The following is a 21,965-nucleotide window of genomic DNA, read 5'->3' on the forward strand; positions in this document are numbered from 1 at the left end:
CATGAAACCGATTCAGCTGCCCCTGAGTGTGCGTCTGCGTGATGACGCCACTTTCGTCAATTACTATCCAGGCGCCAATGCCGCTGCACTCGGCTATGTCGAGCGGCTGTGCGAAGCCGACGCTGGCTGGACCGAAAGCCTCATCTATCTGTGGGGCAAGGATGGAGTAGGGCGCACGCACCTGCTTCAGGCTGCGTGCCTGCGTTTCGAGCAGCTGGGCGAACCTGCGGTGTATCTGCCGCTTGCCGAAGTTATCGATGAAGGTATCGAGCTGTTCGACCATCTTGAACAGTACGAACTGGTGTGCCTGGATGACCTGCAAGCCATTGTCGGCAAGCCGGAGTGGGAAGAAGCCCTGTTTCACCTGTTCAACCGTTTGCGTGACAGCGGGCGTCGTCTGCTCATTGCAGCGTCCAAATCGCCCCGCGAACTGCCGGTCAAACTTCCCGATCTGAAATCCCGTCTGACCATGGCTCTGGTATTCCAGATGCGTGGCCTGTCCGACGAAGACAAACTGCGCGCGCTGCAACTGCGTGCGTCACGGCGCGGCCTGCACCTCACCGATGAGGTAGGCCATTTCATTTTGACGCGTGGTACGCGCAGCATGAGCGCTCTGTTCGAATTGCTTGAGCGCCTTGATCAAGCGTCACTCCAGGAAAAGCGCAAGCTGACCATTCCCTTCCTTAAAGAGACGCTGGGGTGGTAGATCAGGCGCTGTTGATGCAAACGGCGGCAGCCTTGCGCCATGCACAACGGATTCTGGTGATCACCGGGGCAGGCCTGTCGGCTGATTCGGGCCTGCCGACCTATCGCGGCGTCGGCGGGCTGTACAACGGCAAGACCGACGACGGCCTGCCTATAGAGATGGCCTTGTCCGGGCCCATGCTGCGCCGTGACCCCGAGCTGTGCTGGAAATACATCGCCGAGCTGGGCAAGGCCTGTCTGGGAGGTGAGCCCAACGTCGCGCATTACGCCATCGCCCAGTTGCAGCGCATCAAGCCCGAGTGCTGGGTGCTGACCCAGAATGTCGACGGCTATCATCGCGCCGCTGGCAGCCCGCCGGAGCGCCTAATCGAAATTCACGGGCAACTCTCGCCACTGTTTTGCCAATCCTGTGGTGCTGAAGATCCGCAATTGAGTGAGCACTTGCAGCGTCCTTTACCCCCTTTATGCCCGGCATGTAGTGGCGTTATGCGACCGCCCGTCGTTCTTTTTCAGGAAATGCTCCCTGAAAAGGCACTGGAAACACTGTATGAACAACTGGCTAAAGGCTATGACGCAGTCCTGAGTATCGGTACCACAGCAAGCTTCCCCTACATTCACGAACCTGTCATTCGCACCAGAGTTTCCGGGGGTTTTACGGCAGAAATCAATCCGCAGCCGACCGATCACAGCGCGCAGATGGACGTCTTTTTGCAGTGCCGGGCAGCACATGTCATGGCGGAACTCATAAGTCACATCTAGTTCGATTGAATTTGCAAATCACCTTCATAAAAGGCATAGTCTCGCCATCTTAACTAGTCAGCCACGGTTGTGCCCATGCAGGTTGTTCGCTTCGCACCCCTCGTGCCTCTCGCACTCGTTACATTCCTCTTCGGTTGCTCGGCCAATATGCCGGTCGCACAGCAAGAACAGGCTCAGCCCGTTGCGCGTTATCAGAGCGCGGCAAACGCTCAGTCCGCAGCACGTCGCGCCGACGCCGCAGCCTTGCAGGACGAGATTGCCACCGAAGACGAACTTGCTCACTTCGCCGACAACAAGTCCTACCAGCTGCCGGTTCTGGCCGACAGCATCCTGGAACGTGGCAAATCCCTGATCGGCACTCGTTACAAGTTCGGCGGCACATCGACTTCCTCGGGTTTCGATTGCAGCGGCTTCATTGGTTATCTGTTTCGCGAAGAGGCTGGCATGAGCCTGCCGCGTTCCACGCGTGAAATGATCAACGTTGACGCACCGCTGGTATCGCGCAAAAACCTTCAGCCTGGCGATGTACTGTTCTTCAGTACCCGTGGCCGTGGTCGCGTAAGCCATGCAGCGATCTACGCCGGTAATCAGCAGTTCATTCACTCCAGCAGCCGTCGCAGTGGCGGTGTACGCATCGACAGCCTCGATGACGCCTACTGGAGCAAGACCTTTATCGAGGCCAAGCGGCCTCTGGCAATGGCACCGGGTACAGTCGCGGTGAAGTCGACACCTGATGCCACGCAGACAACGGCGATGACTTCGACTACAGTCAAGACCGCGCCAAAGCGGCGTAAATAAAATAGAACGCGCAGAACAAGACCTTCGGGTCTTTCTGCGTTTTTGAGCTTCTCGGCAGCGTAAGCCGCATCCGGATAGGTTGTTGTGGTTATGTCGATTGCGTTGCGCCTGATAGTTATTTCTGTTGCTGCGTTACTGGGTGCCTGCGCCAGTGCGCCGCCACCGCCCAAAGCTCCCCGGGTCGTTCAGCGTCCGGTGGTCACTGCTCCCCCTCAGATTCTTTCTCCGGCTGCCGAAGACGTGCTGTTTCGTGCGTTGGGGCTGGTTGGCACGCCTTATCGCTGGGGTGGCAACACGCCTGACTCCGGTTTTGATTGCAGCGGTCTTATAGGTTATGTCTATCGTGATGCCGCGGGCATTTCCCTGCCGCGTTCCACGCGCGAGATGATCGTGATGGGTGCGCCGAATATCCGTCGCGAGCAATTGCAGTCAGGAGATCTGGTGTTCTTCGCCACCTCGGGCGGCTCGCAGGTGTCCCACGCGGGCATCTACGTCGGCGAAGGCCGCTTCGTACATGCCCCGGCCAGCGGCGGCACGGTCAAGCTCGACAGCCTCGACAAGCCTTACTGGCAGAAAGCCTACCTCAACGCCAAGCGCGTCATTCAGCCGTCCAGTCTGGCGCAGATTCGGCCATAGCGCGTCGCCTGCTCGCGGTCTGACCAGAACTTATCGTGCGGCGCTCCGCGTCGCATGCCTTTCCGGACGCTCTGCGTCCTCTTGCGACGCAGAGCGTCAAGAACTGCATTCCCACGCTGGAGCGTAGGGAACGATCATCTCAACTGCCGTACGGCGCTCTGCGTCGACATATCGATCCGGACGTGCGGAACGATCATCGCAATTATCGTGTGACGCTCCGCGTCGCATGCCGTTCCGGACGCTCCGCGTCCTCTTGCGACGCGGAGCGTCGAGAACTGCATTCCCACGCTGGAGCGTAGGGAACGATCATCTCAACTGCCGTACGGCGCTCTGCGTCGACATATCGATCCGGACGTGCGGAACGATCATCGCAATTATCGTGCGGCGCTCCGCGTCGCATGCCTTTCCGGACGCTCCGCGTCCTCTTGCGACGCGGAGCGTCGAGAACTGCATTCCCACGCTGGAGCGTAGGGAACGATAATCTCAACTATCGTACGGCGCTCTGCGTCGACATATCGATCCGGACGTGCGGAACGATCATCGCAATTATCGTGCGACGCGGAGCGTCGAGAACTGCATTCCCACGCTGGAGCGTAGGGAACGATCATCTCAACTGCCGTACGGCGCTCTGCGTCGACATGCCTTTCCAGGCGTGCGGAACGATCATCGCAACTATCGTGCGACGCGGAGCGTCGAGAACTGCATTCCCACGCTGGAGCGTGCGGAACGATAACTCAACTAACGTACGACGCTCTGCGTCAACCCTCTACGCTCAGCGTTATTGAGCTGCCTTGGCCGAGGTCACGCGCCAGATTTTGTTGCCGACATCATCTGCCACCAGCAAGCCGCCGCGCTGATCATTGACCACGCCAACCGGGCGGCCCATGGCTTTTTCGTCTTTGTTGAGGAAACCGGTCAGCACATCGACCGGAGCACCGTTGGGCTTGCCGCCGCTGAAGGGCACGAACACCACTTTATAGCCGCTGTGCGGTTTGCGATTCCATGAGCCGTGCTGGCCAATGAACAGGCCTTCGTTGAACGGCGCCGCCAGTGTCTTGCCATCGGCGAATACCAATCCTAACGAGGCCGTATGCGGGCCGACTGCGTAATCCGGTGCGATGGCCTTGGCGACCAGTGCCGGGTTCTGCGGTTTGACGCGCTCGTCGACATGCTGGCCGTAGTAGCTGTAGGGCCAGCCGTAGAAAGCGCCATCCTGCACCGAGGTCACGTAGTCTGGCACCAGGTCGCTGCCGATTTCGTCACGCTCGTTGACCGCCGTCCACAGCTTGCCGGTTTTGGGTTCCCAGTCCATGCCGTTGGGGTTGCGAAGGCCCGAGGCAAAAATGCGGTGATTGCCGGTGGCAGCGTCCACTTCCCAGATGGCTGCACGACCTTCTTCCTTGTCCATGCCGTTCTCGGCCACGTTGCTGTTGGAGCCCACTGTGACGTACAGCTTGCTGCCATCCTTGCTGGCGATGACGTTTTTGGTCCAGTGATGGTTGAGCGTGCCGCCCGGCAGGTCGACCACTTTGGTCGGCTGCGCGCTGATCGAGGTCTGGCCCGCTTCATACGGGAAGCTGATCAGGCGGTCGGTGTCGGCGACATAGAGCTTGTTGCCCACTAGCGTCATGCCAAACGGCGAATTGAGGTTTTGCAGGAACACGGTGCGGGTCTCTGCGACGCCGTCCTTGTCCATGTCGCGCAGCAGAGTAATGCGGTTGGCGCTTGGCACGCCCGCACCGGCGCGGCCCATGACTTTTTCCATTACCCAGCCGCGAATACCCTTGGAATCATCCGGTTTGGCCGGCGAATTGGTTTCCGCCACCAACACGTCGCCATTGGGCAATACATACAGCCAGCGCGGGTGGTCGAGGTTTTCGGCGAACGCTGCCACTTGTGTGCCCGGCGCGGCGACCGGTTTTGCGCCTTTTTCCCAGCCTACGGCAGGGGCGATGTTGACGGTCGGGATCAGCGTCTTGTTAGGCTCCGGCAGTTTGGGCGAGGGGCCTGTTCCATCCGAGACTTGCAGGGTCGAAGACTCGCCGCAGGCAGCGAGGCCACCGGCAACCAGAAGCAACACTGCGTAGTGGGGTCTGAGTCTGAACATGGTGAATCTCCATAAACAAGGGCGTGGTCCGATAATTGATAGAGGCACTGCGAACCGTCTGGGTTCAATCACGTTTCACAGCGTCGGTGTCGATTGACGCTCCCAGCCCAACCCTCTACCCTTCGCGGTTTGTTTCAGGTGCTCTGCAATCCTTGATTGGCAGGGTGAAACAGGGAAGCCGGTGTGGATCAATCGATCCGATCCCGGCGCTGCCCCCGCAACGGTAAATGAGTCAAGGCTGTGCCTGACGCCACTGTGTTTCGACATGGGAAGGCGCGCAGCCGGGGTAACCCGCTCATGAGCCCGGAGACCGGCCTGAACCACTCAATGGCATCACGGAGGGTGATGCTCTGTGCAGGGCGTTGCCGTGCTGTCCAGTGCTGTCCTTCCGTCTGTTGTCGACTGCCACGAGCGGAGAACCCGGATGAACGAATCCCCCGAACGCGACGAACGCCATCTGGCGCGCATGCTGCGCAAGAAAGCCGTGATGGACGAGCGCATTGCCAGCTCACCCAACGAGTGCGGCCTGCTGCTGGTCTTGACCGGCAACGGCAAAGGCAAGAGCAGCTCGGCATTCGGCATGCTTGCCAGGGCCATGGGCCACGACATGCAGTGCGGCGTGGTGCAGTTCATCAAGGGCCGCAACAGCACTGGCGAAGAAATGTTTTTCCGCCGTTTCCCCGAGCAGGTGCGCTATCACGTGATGGGCGAGGGCTTCACCTGGGAAACCCAGGATCGCCAGCGTGACATTGCCGCTGCCGAAGCCGCCTGGGCCGTGTCTCGGGAAATGCTTCGCGACCCGGCCATTGGTCTGGTGGTGCTCGACGAACTGAACATTGCCCTCAAGCATGGTTACCTCGACCTTGAACAGGTGCTGAGTGACCTGCAGGCCCGCCCGCCGATGCAGCATGTGCTGGTGACCGGCCGCGGTGCCAAACCCGAATTGATCGACCTGGCTGATACGGTTTCCGATATCGGCGTGGTCAAGCATGCGTTTCAGGCCGGTATACGGGCGCAGAAAGGTATCGAGCTTTGAACCCTTCATCATTGAGCACACTGCAATGAGAGCTCCGCGCGATTGCCCGGCGGTTTTGATCGCCGCGCCTGCCTCCGGGCAAGGTAAGACTACCGTCACCGCGGCACTGGCACGTTTGCACCGCAACCAGGGCCGCAAGGTCCGGGTGTTCAAGTGCGGGCCGGATTTTCTCGACCCGATGATTCTTGAGCGGGCCAGCGGCGCACCGGTCTACCAGCTGGACATGTGGATGGTCGGTGCCGACGAAAGCCGTCGCCTGTTGTGGGAAGCCGCAGATGAGGCAGACCTGATCCTGATCGAAGGCGTCATGGGTTTGTTCGACGGCACACCGTCCAGCGCTGATCTGGCCCGCCACTTTGGCGTACCGGTGTTGGGGGTGATCGACGGCACGGCGATGGCGCAGACGTTTGGCGCGCTGGCGCTCGGGCTGGCGCGTTATCAGCCGGATCTGCCGTTTGCCGGCGTGCTGGCCAATCGGGTTGGTACGGTACGCCACGCGCAGTTGCTGGAGAACAGTCTGACCGAAGGCCTGCGCTGGTATGGCGCACTGTCCCGGGAAGTCGGTTTCGAATTGCCCAGCCGCCATCTGGGGCTGGTCCAGGCCAGCGAACTCAATGATCTGGACGTGCGGCTGGACATGGCTGCCGCCGCGCTGGCCAGCACCTGCGAAGTGGCCTTGCCGCCAGCCGTAACCTTTACCGCGCCCGACCCGGTTCAGGTCGAGCCGTTGCTCAGCGGTGTGCGCATCGCCATTGCCCGCGACGAGGCCTTTGCCTTTCTGTACGGCGCAAGCCTGGACTTGCTGCGAAACATGGGCGCAGAGCTGAGTTTCTTCTCGCCGATTCATGACCGCGAGCTTCCCGACGCCGACAGCCTGTACCTGCCGGGTGGTTACCCGGAGCTGCATCACGTTGCGCTGGCGGAAAACCTGACGATGCAGGCGTCGATCAGGGCGCACCATATCGCTGGCAAGCCGATTCTGGCCGAGTGCGGCGGCATGCTTTATTTACTCGAAGCCTTGACCGATGTGGAGGGCGTGCGCGCCGAACTGGTCGGCTTGCTGTCCGGTGAGGCGGTCATGCAGAAGCGTCTGGCGGCGCTGGCCTTGCAAGCGGTTGAATTGCCCGAGGGCACGCTGCACGGTCACACGTACCACCATTCGCTGACCAGCACCGAGTTGCAGCCGATTGCCCGTGGCGTCAGCCCCAACGGCGGGCGTGGCGCAGAGGCAGTCTATCGCCTGGGTCGTCTGACCGCTTCCTACGTGCATTTCTATTTCCCTTCCTGCCCTCAGGCGATTGCGGCGCTGTTCAAACCATGACCGAACAAGCGTTCAGCCCTGAAGAGCGGGCTGCGGTGTACCGGGCCATCGCCGAGCGTCGCGACATGCGCCACTTCGTCGGCGGCACGGTGGCGCCCGAGTTGCTGGCGCGCTTGCTGGAAGCCGCACACCAGGCACCCAGTGTCGGGCTGATGCAGCCGTGGCGCTTCATTCGCATCAGCGATCCGGCGTTGCGCGGAAAAATGCAGGCGCAGGTAGAGGATGAACGTATCCGCACTGCCCAGGCACTGGGCGAGCGCACCGACGAGTTCATGAAACTCAAGGTCGAAGGAATCAATGACTGCGCAGAGGTGTTGGTCGCCGCACTGATGGAAGGCCGTGAACAGCATATTTTCGGCCGCCGCACCTTGCCGGAAATGGACATGGCATCGCTGTCCTGCGCGATCCAGAACCTGTGGCTGGCATCGCGTGCAGAAGGCCTGGGCATGGGCTGGGTGTCGCTGTTCGACCCGGAGGCGCTGGCCGAACTGCTGGGCATGCCTGACGGCGCCAAGCCGCTGGCGATCATTTGCCTGGGGCCGGTCAAGGAATTCTATCCTGCGCCAATGCTGGTGATGGAAGGCTGGGCGCAGGCGCGTCCGCTGCACGAGCTGCTGTACGAGAATCAATGGGGAGTGAATCAATGAGTGTGGCGCTGTTGAGCGTCGCCGGGGTCGCGCTGGATGCGCTGCTCGGTGAACCGAAACGATGGCATCCGCTGGTGGCGTTCGGGCGTTTTGCCAGCCGTGTCGAGCAGCGTTTCAACAGCGGTGGCCGTGGCTGGCGCAGTCATGGCGTTACCGCCTGGGTTATCACCGTAGTGCCGTTGACGCTGCTGGCCACGCTACTGAGCTGGTTGCCCGGTATTGGCTGGCTGGTCGAGGTTCTGGCGCTGTATTGCGCGCTGGGCATGCGCAGCCTGGGCGAACATGTTCAGCCGGTGGCGCAAGCGTTGCGCAGTGACGATCTGGTCGAGGCACGCCAGCGGGTCGGTTATCTGGTCAGTCGCCAGACCAGCGAACTGGATGCCACCGAAGTGGCTCGCGCGGCTACCGAATCAGTGCTGGAGAACGGCAGTGATGCGGTGTTCGCCGCGCTGTTCTGGTTTGTCGTGGCCGGTGCGCCCGGCGTGGTGCTGTACCGGCTGAGCAACACGCTGGACGCCATGTGGGGCTACCGCAACGAGCGCTTCGAGCGTTTCGGCTGGGCTGCGGCAAGGATCGACGATGTGCTCAACTACCTTCCTGCACGCCTTGTGGCATTGACTTACGCCTTGCTGGGCAAGACCCGGCTGGCGCTGCGCTGCTGGCGTACGCAGGCCCCGGCCTGGGACAGTCCGAATGCAGGTCCGGTGATGGCCGCTGGCGCGGGTGCGCTGGGTGTCGAACTGGGCGGGGCGGCGATCTATCACGGCGAGCTGCATCAGCGTCCGCAATTGGGTGAAGGTGCACCTGCCGATGCAGACTCCATTGATCGCGGCTGGCAACTGGTGCAGCGCGGCGTCTGGTTGTGGTTGCTGGTCATCTGCGTGGCGGCTGAATTCTATGCTTGAGCACGGCGGGCGGTTGCGCGCCGCAGCGCAGCATTACGGTATCGAACTGGCTGACTGGCTGGACCTGTCCACGGGCATTGCACCCTGGTCGTGGCCCATCCCGGAGATTCCGACGCGTGCCTGGGCGCGTTTGCCCGAGACCGATGATGGCCTGGAAGCAGCGGCCTGCCGCTATTACGGCGTACCTCGCTTATTGCCGGTATCCGGCTCGCAGGCCGCGATTCAAGCGTTGCCGCGGTTACGCAGCGGAGGTCGGGTTGGCGTGCTGTCGCCCTGCTACGCCGAGCATGCACATGCATGGCGCAAGAACGGCTTCGTGGTCCGCGAGGTAGGCGAGCAGGAGGTCGAATACTTTCTCGACTCTCTTGATGTGCTGGTGGTGGTCAATCCGAACAATCCGACCGGCCTGCACCTGAGCGCCGAGCGCCTGCTGGAATGGCATGCACGACTGGCCGAGCGCGGTGGCTGGCTGGTCGTCGATGAAGCGTTTATGGATAACACGCCGGGCCTGAGCCTGGCTGCCGAAACGTGGCGCACCGGGCTGATTGTGCTGCGCTCGTTCGGCAAGTTTTTTGGCCTGGCCGGTGTCAGGCTCGGTTTTGTCATGGCCGAGCCGGTATTGCTGAGGATGCTGGCGCAGGAAATCGGCCCATGGTCGGTCAGCGGGCCAACACGAATCATCGGTCAGGTGTGCCTCAATGATCAGCAGGGGCAGGCGCGTCAACGTGAGCGCTGTGATCAGGCCCGCGACCGGCTGGTGGCGTTGCTCGACCGCTACGCCCTGGCCACGCAAGGCGGCTGTGCGCTGTTCCAATGGCTGGTGACCCCTGAGGCGCAGACGCTCTATGAGTTTTGTGCGCGGCGCGGCGTGCTGCTGCGTCTGTTCAAGGGTGACACCTCCGAGTCGTCCAGTCTGCGTTTCGGTCTGCCCCGTGAGGAGGCCGACTGGCTGCGGCTGCACGATGTTCTGCTTGAATACCGCAAGGAATACCCATGACCACGCTGATGGTACAAGGCACCACCTCCGATGCCGGCAAAAGCACTCTGGTGACGGCCCTGTGCCGCTGGCTGACTCGTCAGGGCGTCAAGGTCGTGCCGTTCAAGCCGCAGAACATGGCGCTCAACAGCGCGGTGACTGCAGACGGCGGCGAGATCGGCCGCGCCCAGGCGGTGCAGGCGCAGGCGTGCTTTCTGCAGCCGCACACCGACATGAACCCGGTGCTGCTCAAGCCCAACAGTGATACCGGTGCGCAGGTGATCATTCACGGTCGCGCCGTCACTACCATGAATGCGGTGGCTTACCACGGCTATAAAGAGATCGCCATGCAGGCGGTGCTGGAGTCGCATCAGCGGCTGGGTGAAAGCTACCCGGTGATCATGGTCGAAGGCGCGGGCTCTCCGGCCGAGATCAACCTGCGCGCCAACGATATCGCCAACATGGGCTTTGCCGAGGCGGTCGACTGCCCGGTGCTATTGATTGCCGACATCAATCGCGGCGGGGTGTTTGCCCATCTGGTCGGCACGCTGGAGTTGCTGTCGCCCAGCGAACAGACGCGGGTCAAGGGGTTCATCATCAATCGTTTTCGCGGCGACATCGCCTTGCTGCAGCCAGGCCTGGACTGGCTGGAGGCGCGCACTGGCAAGCCGGTGGTTGGCGTGTTGCCTTACGTGATGGACCTTCACCTGGAGGCCGAAGACGGCCTGGACCAGCGTCAGACCGACAAGGTCGAGCATGTGCTGAACGTGGTGGTCCCGGTGCTGCCTCGCATCAGTAATCACACTGATTTCGACCCGCTGCGCCTGCATCCTCAGGTCAATCTGCAGTTCATCGGTCCCGGCCAGGCGATTCCTCCTGCGGACCTGATCATTCTGCCCGGCTCGAAAAGCGTGCGCAGCGATCTGAACTACCTGCGCAACAGTGGCTGGGACACCGCCATCGAGCGGCATTTGCGTTATGGCGGCAAGCTGATGGGGATCTGCGGCGGCCTGCAAATGCTCGGTGAGCAGGTGCACGATCCTCTCGGGCTGGAAGGCGCAGCCGGGTCCAGCGCCGGGTTTGGCCTACTGGCAATGAGCACGGTGCTGGAAGCGGAAAAGCAACTGCGCAATGTGCGCGGTCGTCTGACCCTGGAAGACGCCGAGGTCAGCGGCTACGAAATTCATGCCGGGGTAACGACAGGGCCGGCGCTGGAGCAGGCTGCCGTGCAACTGGACGACGGGCGTTGCGATGGCGCGCAGAGTGTCGACGGGCAGGTGCTCGGGACTTACCTGCACGGCCTGTTCGAATCACCTGCGGCCTGTAGCGCGTTACTGCGCTGGGCGGGGTTGGCGAACGTGCAGTCCGTCGACTATCACGCCCTGCGCGAGCGCGACATCGAACGTCTGGCGGACCTGGTGGAAAAACACCTGGACGGCCCATTGCTTCGCGAACTGTGTGGCCTGGAGGCGAACTGAATGCTGCAATTGATCCTCGGCGGCGCGCGTTCCGGCAAGAGTCGCCTGGCGGAAAAACTGGCCGCCGACAGCACGCTGAAGGTGACCTACATCGCCACCAGTCAGCCTCTGGACGGCGAAATGAATCAGCGCGTGGCCAGCCATCGCGCCCGTCGCCCCGAACACTGGGGGTTGGTCGAAGAGCCGCTCGAGCTGGCGCGGGTGCTGCGCGAAAATGCGGCGCCCGATTGCTGCCTGCTAGTCGATTGCCTGACCCTCTGGCTGACCAATCTACTGATGCTCGACAACCCCGAGCGCCTGCTTCAAGAACGTGAATCCCTGCTCGACAGCCTTGCCGGGCTGCCGGGTGAAATCATTTTTGTCAGCAACGAAACCGGGCTTGGCGTCGTGCCGCTCGGCGAACTGACCCGTCGCTATGTCGATGAAGCCGGCCTGTTGCATCAGGCGCTGGCCGAGCGTTGCCAGCGTGTCGTGTTGACCGTTGCCGGCTTGCCCCTGACGTTGAAAGGAACCGCGCTATGAGTAATTCCTGGTGGCTCAAGCCTGCACAGGCCATTGATGTACCGATGCGCGAGGCGGCACTGGCCCGTCAGCAACAGTTGACCAAGCCGGCGGGTTCGCTGGCACAACTGGAGCGTCTGGCGGTACAGCTTGCCGGCCTGCAAGGGCGCGAGCGTCCGGCTGCCGACAAATTGTGGATCGCGATCTTTGCCGGCGATCATGGTGTGGTGGCCGAAGGTGTATCGGCCTATCCACAGGAAGTCACCGGCCAGATGCTGCATAACTTCGTCAACGGTGGCGCAGCGATCAGCGTGCTGGCGCGCCAGCTCTCGGCGCAGCTGGACGTGGTGGATCTGGGTACCGTGGCGCCTCTGGATTTGCCGGGCGTGCGTCATTTGCGCATCGGCGCGGGCACCGCCAATTTCGCCCACGGGCCAGCCATGAGCACCGAACAGGGGCTTGCTGCTCTACAGGCCGGGCGCGACAGCGTGTTGCGCGCCAAGGCGATCGGCACCGAGCTGTTTATCGGTGGCGAGATGGGCATCGGCAATACCACGGCGGCCAGCGCCGTCGCCTGCTCGGTGCTGGAATGTGCCGCGCCGTTGCTGGTCGGTCCCGGCACCGGGCTGAACGCCGAGGGCATCGAGCACAAGACCCGTGTCATCGAACGCGCACTGGCGCTGCATGCCGAGCAGGCGGGCGACCCGCTGCATAGCCTGTTCTGCCTGGGTGGTTTCGAGATTGCCGCGCTGACCGGCGCTTATCTGGCCTGTGCGCAGGAAGGCATCGTGGCGCTGGTCGACGGTTTCATTTGCAGCGTGGCCGCGTTGGTGGCGGTGCGCCTGAATCCGTCTTGCCGCAACTGGCTGTTGTTCGGCCACCGTGGCGCCGAACCGGGCCACCGGCACTTGCTGGAAACGCTACAGGCCGAACCGCTGCTGGACCTCGGCTTGCGTCTGGGCGAGGGCAGTGGCGCAGCCCTGGCGGTGCCGTTGGTGCGTCTGGCCTGTGAGTTGCACAACGGCATGGCAACGTTTGCCGAAGCGGCAGTGGCGGATCGCCCCGCATGACCTTGCGTCTGGACTTGCTGCGTCATGGCGAAACAGAACTGGGCGGTGGTCTGCGCGGCAGCCTCGACGATGCTCTGACCGAACTCGGCTGGCAGCAGATGCGTGCGGCAGTGGCCGATGGCGGTCCCTGGGAACGGATTGTCAGCTCGCCTTTGCAGCGCTGTGCACGTTTTTCCGAAGAGCTGGCGCAGCGCCTGTCGCTGCCCATGCAACTGGAGCCGGGTTTGCAGGAGCTGCATTTCGGCGACTGGGAAGGCCACAGCCCTGCGCAGCTCATGGAAACCGATGCCGAAGGCTTGGGCCTGTTCTGGGCCGATCCCTACGCCTTCACGCCGCCCAATGGCGAGCCAGTGATCGAATTTTCGACACGGGTGCTGAATGCGGTGGCGCGTCTGCATAAGTCGTATGCCGATGAACGCGTGTTGCTGGTCAGTCACGGCGGTGTAATGCGCCTGCTGCTGGCGCAGGCGCGCGGTCTGCCGCGTGAGCAATTGTTGCAGGTGGTGGTCGGCCATGGCGCACTGCTGTCGATTCAGGTCGCTGCTGATGGCGTAATCACGGAGGTCTGAGATGCTGCCGTTCTGGATCGCCCTGCAATTTCTCGGCAGCCTGCCCATTCGTCTGCCCGGCATGCCGCGCCCGGAAGAGCTTGGGCGTTCGTTGTTGTTCTACCCGCTGGTAGGCGTGGTGTTCGGCATGCTGCTGCTGGGTTTCAGCGCGCTACTCAGTGGTACGCCGCTCATGCTGCATGCCGCGTTGGTACTCAGCGCCTGGGTGCTGCTCAGTGGCGGCTTGCATCTGGACGGTCTGGCCGACAGTGCCGACGCCTGGCTGGGCGGTTGTGGTGATCGCGAACTTACCTTGCAGATCATGAAGGACCCGCGTAGCGGGCCGATTGCCGTGGCCACGCTGGTGCTGGTGCTGCTGCTCAAATTTGCAGCGATTCTGGCGCTGATCGAAAGTCACAGCAGTATCGGGCTGCTGTTGGCGCCGCTGATCGGACGCGCTGCCATGCTTGGGCTTTTTCTGGGCACACCATATGTGCGTTCCGGGGGATTGGGGCAGGCGCTCGCCGATCACCTGCCGCGTGGCCCTGGACGCAAGGTTTTGGCCGCCACTGCCATTGCGTGCGTGCTGCTCGCTGGCTGGTCAGGGGTAGCTGTATTGCTGGTCTGCGCCGTTTGTTTCTTCTGGCTGCGGCAGTTGATGATGCGCCGTCTGGGCGGCTGCACCGGCGATACGGCCGGGGCATTGCTCGAGCTGCTGGAATTGGCGGTGCTGCTGACGCTGGCGCTGCTTTGAGACCCTGCACAACGCTTTGTTGACAGCTTTTACCGGCAGCGCGTAGCTTCGCGATTCGCAGGTAAAACCATGTAACAAAGTGCAGGGAGCTTAACCATGACATCGATCTGGCGTACCAGCGGCTGGGTTCTGCTGGGCAGTGCGTTGATCCTTGCGCTTTCGCTGGGCACGCGGCACGGTTTCGGCCTGTTTCTGGCGCCCATGAGCGCGGATTTTGGCTGGGGGCGTGAGGTCTTTGCCTTTGCCATCGCCTTGCAGAACCTTATGTGGGGTCTGGCGCAGCCGTTCGCCGGGGCGCTGGCAGATCGATTTGGCGCGGCCAAAGTCGTCTTCGTTGGCGGTGTGCTGTATGCGGCAGGGCTGTTGTGCATGAGTATGGCTGATTCGTCTCTGAGTCTTTCCCTTAGTGCTGGTTTGCTGATCGGTATTGGTCTGTCCGGCACGTCTTTTTCGGTCATTCTGGGTGTCGTCGGGCGCGCGCTGCCTGCGGAAAAACGCAGCATGGGCATGGGGATCGCCAGCGCGGCGGGTTCATTCGGCCAGTTCGCCATGTTGCCCGGCACACTGGGTTTGATCAGCTGGTTGGGCTGGTCTGGTGCCTTGCTGGTGCTGGGCGTGATGGTGGCGCTGATCCTGCCCTTGGTAGGCATGCTCAAGGATACGCCGAGCGTGTCTACCGGCATCGAGCTGACGCTGGGCGAGGCGCTGCGTGAAGCCTGCTCGCATTCGGGGTTCTGGCTGCTGGCACTGGGTTTCTTCGTCTGTGGCTTTCAAGTGGTGTTCATCGGCGTGCACCTGCCGGCCTATCTGGTGGATCAACACTTGCCTGCCAAGGTCGGTACAACGGTGCTGGCCTTGATCGGGTTGTTCAATATCTTTGGCACTTACACCGCTGGCTGGCTGGGCGGGCGCATGTCCAAACCTCGATTGTTGACCGCGCTTTATCTGTTGCGCGCGGTGGTGATCGTGTTGTTTCTCTGGGCCCCGTTGAGCCAGACCACTGCCTATCTGTTCGGCGTAGCAATGGGCCTGCTGTGGCTGTCGACTGTGCCGCTGACCAACGGCACGGTCGCGACACTGTTTGGTGTGCGTAACCTGTCGATGCTGGGCGGTATCGTCTTTCTGTTTCACCAGTTAGGCGCATTCCTCGGCGGCTGGCTGGGCGGGCTGGTGTATGACCGTACCGGCAACTACGACCTCGTCTGGCAAGTCTCGATACTGCTGAGTCTGCTGGCCGCCGCGTTGAACTGGCCGGTGCGTGAGCGCCCGGTGGCCAGGTTGCAGGCGCAGGGTAGCCTGGCATGAGCCGTCGCTGGCCTCTACTGGCGGCGGTGCTCGCAGGCGCGGTGGTGTTGGGGCTGGTCTGGTGGGCCTGGCAGCACGTTGGGCTGGCTGCGTTGCAACTGGGAATGGGCGCTTGCTAGGCAGACAGCCTGGCATGGGGTAGCGTGTCGACAAACGACAACATTATCCAGGGCCGCCATGATGAACATTCGCTTTGTTTCGATTCCTCTTCTGCTGCTGGCCATGAGTGGCGCTGCAATGGCTGCCGACTGTCCGCCGCTGCTGCAGGGCGAGTTGCCCAAGCTGCGCGCCAAGGAAAACATCGACCTGTGCAAACGCTTTGCCGGCAAGCCGCTGGTGGTGGTCAACACCGCCAGTTTCTGTGGCTTTGCCCCACAGTTCAAAGGGCTTGAAGAGCTGAGTCAGCGCTACAAGGGGCAGGGGCTTGAGGTGTTGGGCGTGCCGTCCAATGACTTCAAACAGGAAGCCAAGGATGGTGAGGAGACCGCCAAGGTCTGCTATGTCAATTACGGCGTGACTTTCACCATGACCGAGCCGCAGGCCGTGCGCGGCGATGATGCGACCCATTTGTTCAAGGTGCTGGCCGAGCAAAGCAGTGCGCCGCGCTGGAATTTCTACAAGTACGTGGTTGATCGCCAGGGTAAAGTCATTGCCAACTTCTCCAGCATGACCAAGCCGGATGATCCTGAGCTGATCGCAGCCATTGAAAAGGCGATTGCGTCGAAGCCTTAGGGCGGGCTTGAGTGTTGTCTGAATCTGCCTGACATCGCAGAAGCCTTGTGTGACGCGGAGCGCCACAAAGAGGACGCAGAGCGTCCAGAACTGCATGCCGACGCGGAGCGTCGGCACGATAGTCAGTCATGAGGCGGAGCATCTGTACAGTAGCCAGTCAATGACGCGGAGTATCTGTACGGCAGTCAATCAATGCGGATCTGAGCGCATCAGGCACGCAATAAAAAGCCCGCAACCATTACTGGTTGCGGGCTTTTTTCAGTCTGGCAGTTGCTATCAGAAGCGATAGGTAACCGAAGTGCCCAGGCCGTGAGCGGTGTTGCGGTAGTCAGCGCTGTACGAACCTTTGGTCGCGCTTGAGTCGCGGATCTTGGTTTCGTCTTCACGCAGGTACGAGTACGCCACGTCGATGGTCAGGTCGTCGGTCGGGCTCCAGCCTGCGCCGAAACTGATGATCTTGCGATCGCCAGTCGGGATGCGTGGGGAGCGGTTGACGTTGTTGGTCGGCGACTGATCAACGGAGAAACCTGTGCGCAGGGTCCACTCTTTATTGACCTTGTACGAGGCACCGATGGCGTGCGCCCAGGTGTCGTGCCAGTTCTGTTCTTCGGTGATGGTGCCGATTGGGCCGGCAGAACCGCCCAGCAGAGCAGGGACGCCATCGTTGTTGACGGTGATGTCCTGCAGGCGGCTCCAGCGAGTCCAGGTACTGCCTGCGTAAACAGTCCAGTTCTCGTCGAGTTGCTGGGTGATAGAGAAGTCCACCGACTCAGGCGTGGAGATGTCCAGCGAAGCATCGTACTTCTGGCCGCCGAACGGGCCGAAGCCCGAGCCTTCGATCTTGGTCTTGCCCTTGAGCTTGTAATCGACCTTGGAGTGGTAAGTCAGGCCCAGACGAGTGGTGTCGGTAGCCTGCACCAGAATGCCGGCATTGAAGCCGATTGCGGTGTCATCGCCTTCGATCTTTACCTTGCCGTCATTACGGCCCGGTGTTGCGGCGTTCAATGTTGCCGAGGTCAGTTCACCGTCGATGCGGTTGATGGTCGGGCCGAAACCGATGGAAACCTTGTCATTGAATGCATAGCTGACAGTTGGCTGGAAGGTCACGATCTGGACGTGACTCTTGTCGCCCCAGTAGCGGCCGGCAAAGCCTTTTTCGTAATCAGTGACCAGGCCGAACGGGACGTACACGCCCAGACCAAATGCCCAGTGATCATCGATAGGTTTGACGTAATAGCCCATTGGCACGCCGACCACCGGAACCATGTCACCGTCGTTGCTGCCGCCGAATGTGCCGCGACCGTTGTCGATGTCGGTCTTGGCAATCACGGCTGCGGCGCCGACGCTGATTTGTTCGCGTTTGATTCGGGACATGCCGGCAGGGTTGCCGAATACGGTGCTTGCGTCATCGGCTGACGAGGAGCGACCTGCAAAGCCGGTGCCCATACCGCTGATGCTTTGTTCGTTGAGGGCAAAACCGGCTGCAAGCAGTTGAGAAGAAGCCAGACCCAGGGCGAGTCCAAGTGTTGTCCGGTTCAGTGTTTTTGTCATTATTTTCATTATTAGAACTCCTTGTTGTTCACCGGTCGAAAATTACCAACATTTTCGATGGCGCGCTATAGGCTGAGGAGCCCGATTTAGAGCTATTCTTGTAGGACAATCTTGATGAAGCCGTGGGAATTGCAATTTAGACGAAGTCCCAGTGCTGCACATTGGTTAATGTCGTCAATTCAATATAGAGCGGGCATAAAAAAGCCCCGCTTTGCAGGGCGGGGCTTTTGGCGAGCGGTGAATCGTTTGCGTCAGGCGATGAGTGCTTGACGAGTACGCTCGATCACGGCTTGCAGCGGTTCGGCGCTTGCGTACTGATCGGGGTACAGGCGTTCGCTGTGACGGGCGATGCCGTGTTCGTTGACGATTGTAAAACTGAAACAGCCTTTGCGAGCGGCCATGATCAGGCAGTTCATCGGGGCAAAAGCATTGGTCAATGTGTGAATTGCGTGTTGGGTTTGAGTATTCATATTCAAGGTGTTTCCTGAAACAACACGGAACAATACCGTGCATAAATAAAGATTCCAGTAAACGCAGGCCGACATTTGATACAAAAGCCTGGCTGGGCGGAGAACCTGACTGGAACAAAGACAGGCAGTTGAAGCGCGCTTTATCGTATGGCGCTCTGGCTGACCGGTAGGTACTTAGGAGGGCAGGCAACACAACAGGAGCAAAGGTTCTACGCTCCGGGTGAAGATCCTGATCAATTGCAGGCTGGTTGAAGCAGACCATGAGAGCCATGACTGCACTGTCACCCCAAATGGTGCATCAGCGCGAAAGGTTCATGTCTGGAAACCATCGAGGTGGTCGATCCCTTGTTGCCAACATTCTCGCCGCATGGAGGAGTTTCTGTCGGGGGACTTGTCGACCGGAATTGATTTTCAGCTTGGTACTAACGGCGGTGATGCTACCCGCCATTTCGAAGTATTGCAAGCGTCGGTAAATAAAATTCACCAGTGCCCCACCATACGGTAGATCAGCACGGTCACGGATGCGACCATTGAGCACCCGAGCAGGTAGGCAGCGATGGTCAGCCGCAGGGACTTGCGGCCTTCGATGGCGCGCATGATGTCGCCTGTCTTGTTGATACGTCCATTGCTCAGGTCGCTGCAGATGATCAGTAGCAGGGCAATTGCAGACAACAGCACGCTGTAGGCGAAGACGCCGCCGTCCGGCGGTGGCAGGACAATACTGGTGGCCAGGGCGACGATGCAGACGGCCATCAGCAGCAGGAAGAACTTCACTATCTCCTTCATGGGGCCTTCACTGAATCCTTGGTGGCTGATATTTGGTCTTTTTTGGCAGTGATTGGACCGCGAGATGCATGATTTGTCGCCTGCATTGTTTTCAAGGCGTCTGGTGAGGTGTGGACTGCGTCGGCGACAGGTCGATCCCAGTGGTTGAAAGGCTGCTGAAAGCCACGTATTCATTGAGAATAAGATGCAATCGAGCAACAATCATATGATGCCCGAAATGGCTGAAAAGAGCCCCGGCAAGGAGTTGTGCACATTAGCTGAACAAGCTGCCATATCACTGTCACAAGCGTTGCTAAGGGTTTGATTTATGATGGTGAATTATTAAGTCAATGAAAAACATCGTTTTTTTTAGCTGGTGAAAAAATCGTCAGTTTGAGCGCAGGCCGCATCCTGCTTGCGTTTGCGGAAGTTAAAGGGGGGTTGTCCACTGAGTTATCCACAGCTTCTGTGGATTGTCCCGGCTGAAATGTCCCCGAAATGGGGGCTGTGCACGTTGCTGAAAGCGCGTACAATCCGTTCCCCCGATTTGCCCCCGCCTGTTGATCTTGCCTCGCCCTAGACGACGTTTCTGCTGCACTATCACGCGCTTACCCACACTGCCGCTGGCGATGATTCAGCCTGCATGGAGTCTTTATGGCACTGGACCTGAACAGCCTGTTACTGGGGCTTGCTGCAGCTGCTGTGCCCTTGTTGGCATTGCTCTGGCAGTTGCAGCGTCGTCTGGCACTTCGTCAGGCCGAGAGCGCGCTGCTGGACGAGCGCCTGAGCATGGCGCAGATGGCGCAGGAAGGCCTCAATGCGCAACTGGATGCCTGCCGCGACGAGGTGAGTGACCTCAGCCAGGCCAATGCGGCCAAACAGGCCGACCTTGCAGCGCTGCGGCGCGAGGTCGAGTTGCTGCGTCAGGAAGGCGATAGCGCTCGCGAAACGGCGCATGCCTGGAATCATGAGCGTGCCGGCAGAGAAGCCGAGTTGCGTCGTCTGGATGCGCAGTGCGCGGCATTGAATGCCGAGTTGCGTGAACAGCAGGACAGCCATCAGCAGCGCCTGAATGACCTGCAGGGTTCCCGGGATGAGCTGCGCGCGCAGTTCGCCGAGTTGGCAGGCAAGATCTTTGATGAGCGTGAGCAGCGTTTTGCCGAAACCAGCCAGCAGCAACTGGGGCAATTGCTCACACCGCTCAAGGAGCGCATCCAGTCGTTCGAAAAGCGCGTCGAGGAAAGTTATCAGAACGAAGCCCGCGAACGTTTTTCGCTGGCGAAGGAGCTGGAGCGTCTGCAGCAGTTGAATCAACGTTTGAGCGATGAAGCCACCAATCTGACGCGCGCCCTGAAAGGGCAGAAGACCCAGGGTAACTGGGGTGAACTGATTCTTGAGCGGGTGCTGGAGCATGCCGGGCTTGAAAAGGGCCGTGAATACCAGACGCAAATAAGCCTCAAGGGGCCGGATGGCGAGCGCTTTCAGCCTGATGTGCTGATCATGCTGCCCGGTGACAAACAAGTGGTGGTCGATGCCAAGGTCAGCCTGACGGCTTATCAGCAGTACGTATCGGCTGATGACGACGTTATCGGTCAGGCTGCGCTCAAGCAACATGTGCTGTCGCTGCGCAATCACGTCAAAGGCCTCTCGGGCAAGGATTACAAGCGTCTTGAGGGGCTTCACAGTCTGGATTTCGTTCTACTCTTCGTGCCTATCGAAGCGGCTTTTTCTGCAGCCTTGCAGGCGGAGCCGAATCTGTTTCAGGAAGCTTTTGATCGCAACATCGTGATTGTCAGCCCCACCACACTGCTGGCCACCTTGCGGGTCATCGACAGCCTGTGGAAGCAGGAACGTCAGAGCCAGAACGCGCGCGAGATTGCCGAGCGGGCAGGTTGGCTGTACGACAAGTTTGTGTTGTTCATTCAGGATCTGGACGAGGTAGGCAACCGTCTGCAGCAACTGGACAAGGCCTACTCGGCGGCGCGCAACAAGCTGACGGAGGGGCGCGGCAACCTGATAAGTCGTAGCGAGCAACTCAAGCTGCTGGGTGCGCGTGCCAGCAAGAGTCTGCCCGCGGACTTGCTCGAACGGGCTATGACTGACAATGACGGCCTGATCAGTCCGCCTGAATGATCAGTTTGGCTCGTCGGCGCAACGTTCAGTAACAGGCCGTCCGTCGCAAAGACTAGAAGCGAGCCTGTACAAATGTCACATTGGCTCTATCGGAAAATTGTTTTCCGTAGCACTCGGCTAACGGTTCATTTTGCTTCTATGATCTCTAGTGAGTGATGTGTACAGATTGACTGCCGGGTATTTCCCTCAAGGGGGCTCTATGAATAGCAAACTGCAAGAATGGCTCCATGACGCAGGCGTTGCATTGGGTCTTATAGAACGACCAAAACTGCAGCCCATTCCGGTTCGTGCCGATGATGATCGTCGTCGCCAACGCCGGTAAACCTCTCGCCTGACCCTCTTCGCTGGGCAGCGCGCATATTGAATCTGGTCGGGACGCACAGGAGTGTCCCGATACAAGGGCTGGCATTCAATGCCGATGTTCAGGTTTTTCCTTGGTTTTGTTGCCTTCGCTTCCCATTAACAGAATTAGCTCGATGATCATGTGCAGGGAAAGGTCCTCGGGCTTTGTGATGGCCTGTTCCTTGATCTGGTCAGGAAACGCGAAGTTGAAGACGTCCCCCAGCGCCGCGAACAGGCACTCTATGTCATCGTCCTCAAAAGCCAGGTCGATGAAGGTGGCACCTTCGTGAATCATGCTTTTATCCACTAGAATGATGCCTAGCGCGTCAAACACCTTCTGTTTGATTTCTTCGCGATTCATGAGAGCCCCTGAGGTTGATCTTGTCAGATTCAGCAGGCGTACTTCATTTCACCAGCCCAGACCTC

24 protein-coding genes and 1 riboswitch are annotated in these 21,965 nt (G+C 60.3%); of the genes, 19 read left to right on the forward strand and 5 right to left on the reverse strand.

From position 1 onward, the window contains the following. Position 1: 1 nt before the first annotated feature. From hda to RYA97_RS01260, 4 genes are all read left to right on the forward strand, one after another. Positions 2 to 706, forward strand: a complete 705-nt coding sequence (gene hda / locus RYA97_RS01245) for a DnaA regulatory inactivator Hda (protein WP_002554607.1) — start codon at positions 2 to 4, stop codon at positions 704 to 706. Beyond that, the gene (locus tag RYA97_RS01250; RefSeq protein ID WP_057405662.1) at positions 700 to 1,464 is read left to right on the forward strand and encodes an NAD-dependent deacylase; all 765 of its coding nucleotides are present in this window, start codon (positions 700 to 702) and stop codon (positions 1,462 to 1,464) included. Before hda ends, RYA97_RS01250 begins: the two co-directional genes overlap by 7 nt. Positions 1,465 to 1,539: 75 nt before the next feature. After that, positions 1,540 to 2,262, forward strand: coding sequence for a C40 family peptidase (locus tag RYA97_RS01255; RefSeq protein WP_002554605.1), 723 nt, complete (start codon positions 1,540 to 1,542; stop codon positions 2,260 to 2,262). A 90-nt stretch (positions 2,263 to 2,352) separates the two neighbouring features. Further along, complete coding sequence (locus tag RYA97_RS01260; protein ID WP_004657225.1) at positions 2,353 to 2,898, forward strand: C40 family peptidase; 546 nt, start codon at positions 2,353 to 2,355, stop codon at positions 2,896 to 2,898. A 778-nt stretch (positions 2,899 to 3,676) separates the two neighbouring features. Here the strand turns inward: RYA97_RS01260 and RYA97_RS01265 are convergent. Next, entirely contained in the window at positions 3,677 to 5,005 is a 1,329-nt protein-coding gene (locus RYA97_RS01265) for a PQQ-dependent sugar dehydrogenase (protein WP_016981440.1), read from the reverse strand. A gap of 119 nt (positions 5,006 to 5,124) precedes the next feature. After that, a riboswitch (cobalamin riboswitch) is annotated at positions 5,125 to 5,339 on the forward strand. Positions 5,340 to 5,429: 90 nt separating this feature from the next. On the opposite strand from RYA97_RS01265, the gene cobO reads away from it, so the two are divergent. The 13 genes from cobO (at position 5,430) to RYA97_RS01330 (ending at position 16,278) form a co-directional block, all read left to right on the forward strand. Then, positions 5,430 to 6,041 (forward strand): cob(I)yrinic acid a,c-diamide adenosyltransferase, encoded by a 612-nt coding sequence (gene cobO, locus RYA97_RS01270; RefSeq protein ID WP_002554602.1) that lies wholly within the window; start codon positions 5,430 to 5,432, stop codon positions 6,039 to 6,041. Between the two features lie 25 nt (positions 6,042 to 6,066). Next, the gene (locus RYA97_RS01275) at positions 6,067 to 7,362 is read left to right on the forward strand and encodes a cobyrinate a,c-diamide synthase (RefSeq protein ID WP_004657233.1); all 1,296 of its coding nucleotides are present in this window, start codon (positions 6,067 to 6,069) and stop codon (positions 7,360 to 7,362) included. Next, complete coding sequence (bluB, locus tag RYA97_RS01280) at positions 7,359 to 8,009, forward strand: 5,6-dimethylbenzimidazole synthase (protein WP_004657236.1); 651 nt, start codon at positions 7,359 to 7,361, stop codon at positions 8,007 to 8,009. The genes RYA97_RS01275 and bluB overlap by 4 nt, the downstream gene beginning before the upstream one ends. After that, positions 8,006 to 8,914 carry an adenosylcobinamide-phosphate synthase CbiB gene (cbiB, locus tag RYA97_RS01285; protein ID WP_057458659.1) on the forward strand — a complete coding sequence of 303 codons (909 nt, stop codon included), beginning with the start codon at positions 8,006 to 8,008 and terminating at the stop codon, positions 8,912 to 8,914. The genes bluB and cbiB overlap by 4 nt, the downstream gene beginning before the upstream one ends. Then, positions 8,907 to 9,911, forward strand: a complete 1,005-nt coding sequence (gene cobD / locus RYA97_RS01290; protein WP_117139692.1) for a threonine-phosphate decarboxylase CobD — start codon at positions 8,907 to 8,909, stop codon at positions 9,909 to 9,911. The genes cbiB and cobD overlap by 8 nt, the downstream gene beginning before the upstream one ends. Then, the gene (locus RYA97_RS01295; protein ID WP_117139691.1) at positions 9,908 to 11,368 is read left to right on the forward strand and encodes a cobyric acid synthase; all 1,461 of its coding nucleotides are present in this window, start codon (positions 9,908 to 9,910) and stop codon (positions 11,366 to 11,368) included. Before cobD ends, RYA97_RS01295 begins: the two co-directional genes overlap by 4 nt. Next, positions 11,369 to 11,890 (forward strand): bifunctional adenosylcobinamide kinase/adenosylcobinamide-phosphate guanylyltransferase, encoded by a 522-nt coding sequence (gene cobU / locus RYA97_RS01300; protein WP_004643289.1) that lies wholly within the window; start codon positions 11,369 to 11,371, stop codon positions 11,888 to 11,890. It abuts the gene before it with no gap. Further along, complete coding sequence (gene cobT / locus RYA97_RS01305; RefSeq protein ID WP_046832724.1) at positions 11,887 to 12,939, forward strand: nicotinate-nucleotide--dimethylbenzimidazole phosphoribosyltransferase; 1,053 nt, start codon at positions 11,887 to 11,889, stop codon at positions 12,937 to 12,939. The genes cobU and cobT overlap by 4 nt, the downstream gene beginning before the upstream one ends. Then, positions 12,936 to 13,508, forward strand: a complete 573-nt coding sequence (gene cobC / locus RYA97_RS01310) for an alpha-ribazole phosphatase family protein (protein ID WP_005744722.1) — start codon at positions 12,936 to 12,938, stop codon at positions 13,506 to 13,508. The genes cobT and cobC overlap by 4 nt, the downstream gene beginning before the upstream one ends. Before the next feature lies 1 nt (position 13,509). Continuing rightward, a complete protein-coding gene (locus RYA97_RS01315; RefSeq protein WP_117139690.1) occupies positions 13,510 to 14,241 on the forward strand; it encodes an adenosylcobinamide-GDP ribazoletransferase in 732 nt (243 codons plus the stop codon). Positions 14,242 to 14,337: 96 nt separating this feature from the next. Further along, the gene (locus RYA97_RS01320) at positions 14,338 to 15,546 is read left to right on the forward strand and encodes an MFS transporter (RefSeq protein ID WP_004657250.1); all 1,209 of its coding nucleotides are present in this window, start codon (positions 14,338 to 14,340) and stop codon (positions 15,544 to 15,546) included. Then, entirely contained in the window at positions 15,543 to 15,665 is a 123-nt protein-coding gene (locus RYA97_RS01325) for a hypothetical protein (RefSeq protein ID WP_002554591.1), read from the forward strand. The genes RYA97_RS01320 and RYA97_RS01325 overlap by 4 nt, the downstream gene beginning before the upstream one ends. A 61-nt stretch (positions 15,666 to 15,726) precedes the next feature. Continuing rightward, complete coding sequence (locus RYA97_RS01330) at positions 15,727 to 16,278, forward strand: glutathione peroxidase (RefSeq protein ID WP_002554590.1); 552 nt, start codon at positions 15,727 to 15,729, stop codon at positions 16,276 to 16,278. A 276-nt stretch (positions 16,279 to 16,554) separates the two neighbouring features. Here RYA97_RS01330 and RYA97_RS01335 read toward each other — a convergent pair whose 3' ends face one another. From RYA97_RS01335 to RYA97_RS01345, 3 genes are all read right to left on the reverse strand, one after another. Beyond that, the gene (locus tag RYA97_RS01335; RefSeq protein ID WP_002554589.1) at positions 16,555 to 17,838 is read right to left on the reverse strand and encodes an OmpP1/FadL family transporter; all 1,284 of its coding nucleotides are present in this window, start codon (positions 17,836 to 17,838) and stop codon (positions 16,555 to 16,557) included. Between the two features lie 242 nt (positions 17,839 to 18,080). Beyond that, on the reverse strand, positions 18,081 to 18,299 hold the full coding sequence (locus RYA97_RS01340; RefSeq protein ID WP_002554588.1) for a hypothetical protein: 219 nt from the start codon (positions 18,297 to 18,299) through the stop codon (positions 18,081 to 18,083). A gap of 480 nt (positions 18,300 to 18,779) precedes the next feature. Next, entirely contained in the window at positions 18,780 to 19,085 is a 306-nt protein-coding gene (locus RYA97_RS01345; RefSeq protein ID WP_002554587.1) for a hypothetical protein, read from the reverse strand. 747 nt (positions 19,086 to 19,832) lie between these two features. Here RYA97_RS01345 and rmuC point away from each other — a divergent pair. Next, positions 19,833 to 21,197, forward strand: a complete 1,365-nt coding sequence (rmuC, locus tag RYA97_RS01350; RefSeq protein ID WP_162836993.1) for a DNA recombination protein RmuC — start codon at positions 19,833 to 19,835, stop codon at positions 21,195 to 21,197. Positions 21,198 to 21,396: 199 nt separating this feature from the next. Beyond that, positions 21,397 to 21,519, forward strand: a complete 123-nt coding sequence (locus RYA97_RS01355; RefSeq protein ID WP_101165338.1) for a PA1414 family protein — start codon at positions 21,397 to 21,399, stop codon at positions 21,517 to 21,519. A gap of 87 nt (positions 21,520 to 21,606) precedes the next feature. On the opposite strand, the gene RYA97_RS01360 is transcribed toward RYA97_RS01355, so the two are convergent. Continuing rightward, a complete protein-coding gene (locus tag RYA97_RS01360) occupies positions 21,607 to 21,900 on the reverse strand; it encodes a hypothetical protein (protein WP_117139689.1) in 294 nt (97 codons plus the stop codon). Between the last annotated feature and the right edge of the window lie 65 nt (positions 21,901 to 21,965).

The organism is Pseudomonas syringae group sp. 26L6 (genome assembly GCF_032587815.1).
GTDB classification, from domain to species: domain Bacteria; phylum Pseudomonadota; class Gammaproteobacteria; order Pseudomonadales; family Pseudomonadaceae; genus Aquipseudomonas; species Aquipseudomonas amygdali.

Excerpts from the sequence above, each read along its gene's own strand:
- RYA97_RS01325 (WP_002554591.1), top strand. The coding sequence starts at position 15,543 with ATGAGCCGTCGCTGGCCTCTACTGGCGGCGGTGCTCGCAGGCGCGGTG.
- RYA97_RS01260 (WP_004657225.1), top strand. The coding sequence starts at position 2,353 with ATGTCGATTGCGTTGCGCCTGATAGTTATTTCTGTTGCTGCGTTACTG.
- cobT (WP_046832724.1), top strand. The coding sequence starts at position 11,887 with ATGAGTAATTCCTGGTGGCTCAAGCCTGCACAGGCCATTGATGTACCG.
- RYA97_RS01335 (WP_002554589.1), bottom strand. The coding sequence starts at position 17,838 with ATGAAAATAATGACAAAAACACTGAACCGGACAACACTTGGACTCGCC.
- RYA97_RS01275 (WP_004657233.1), top strand. The coding sequence starts at position 6,067 with ATGAGAGCTCCGCGCGATTGCCCGGCGGTTTTGATCGCCGCGCCTGCC.
- bluB (WP_004657236.1), top strand. The coding sequence starts at position 7,359 with ATGACCGAACAAGCGTTCAGCCCTGAAGAGCGGGCTGCGGTGTACCGG.
- RYA97_RS01320 (WP_004657250.1), top strand. The coding sequence starts at position 14,338 with ATGACATCGATCTGGCGTACCAGCGGCTGGGTTCTGCTGGGCAGTGCG.
- cobD (WP_117139692.1), top strand. The coding sequence starts at position 8,907 with ATGCTTGAGCACGGCGGGCGGTTGCGCGCCGCAGCGCAGCATTACGGT.
- hda (WP_002554607.1), top strand. The coding sequence starts at position 2 with ATGAAACCGATTCAGCTGCCCCTGAGTGTGCGTCTGCGTGATGACGCC.
- RYA97_RS01295 (WP_117139691.1), top strand. The coding sequence starts at position 9,908 with ATGACCACGCTGATGGTACAAGGCACCACCTCCGATGCCGGCAAAAGC.
- RYA97_RS01345 (WP_002554587.1), bottom strand. The coding sequence starts at position 19,085 with ATGAAGGAGATAGTGAAGTTCTTCCTGCTGCTGATGGCCGTCTGCATC.
- RYA97_RS01255 (WP_002554605.1), top strand. The coding sequence starts at position 1,540 with ATGCAGGTTGTTCGCTTCGCACCCCTCGTGCCTCTCGCACTCGTTACA.
- cobO (WP_002554602.1), top strand. The coding sequence starts at position 5,430 with ATGAACGAATCCCCCGAACGCGACGAACGCCATCTGGCGCGCATGCTG.
- RYA97_RS01360 (WP_117139689.1), bottom strand. The coding sequence starts at position 21,900 with ATGAATCGCGAAGAAATCAAACAGAAGGTGTTTGACGCGCTAGGCATC.
- RYA97_RS01355 (WP_101165338.1), top strand. The coding sequence starts at position 21,397 with ATGAATAGCAAACTGCAAGAATGGCTCCATGACGCAGGCGTTGCATTG.
- cobC (WP_005744722.1), top strand. The coding sequence starts at position 12,936 with ATGACCTTGCGTCTGGACTTGCTGCGTCATGGCGAAACAGAACTGGGC.
- RYA97_RS01330 (WP_002554590.1), top strand. The coding sequence starts at position 15,727 with ATGAACATTCGCTTTGTTTCGATTCCTCTTCTGCTGCTGGCCATGAGT.
- RYA97_RS01315 (WP_117139690.1), top strand. The coding sequence starts at position 13,510 with ATGCTGCCGTTCTGGATCGCCCTGCAATTTCTCGGCAGCCTGCCCATT.
- cbiB (WP_057458659.1), top strand. The coding sequence starts at position 8,006 with ATGAGTGTGGCGCTGTTGAGCGTCGCCGGGGTCGCGCTGGATGCGCTG.
- RYA97_RS01340 (WP_002554588.1), bottom strand. The coding sequence starts at position 18,299 with ATGAATACTCAAACCCAACACGCAATTCACACATTGACCAATGCTTTT.
- cobU (WP_004643289.1), top strand. The coding sequence starts at position 11,369 with ATGCTGCAATTGATCCTCGGCGGCGCGCGTTCCGGCAAGAGTCGCCTG.
- RYA97_RS01265 (WP_016981440.1), bottom strand. The coding sequence starts at position 5,005 with ATGTTCAGACTCAGACCCCACTACGCAGTGTTGCTTCTGGTTGCCGGT.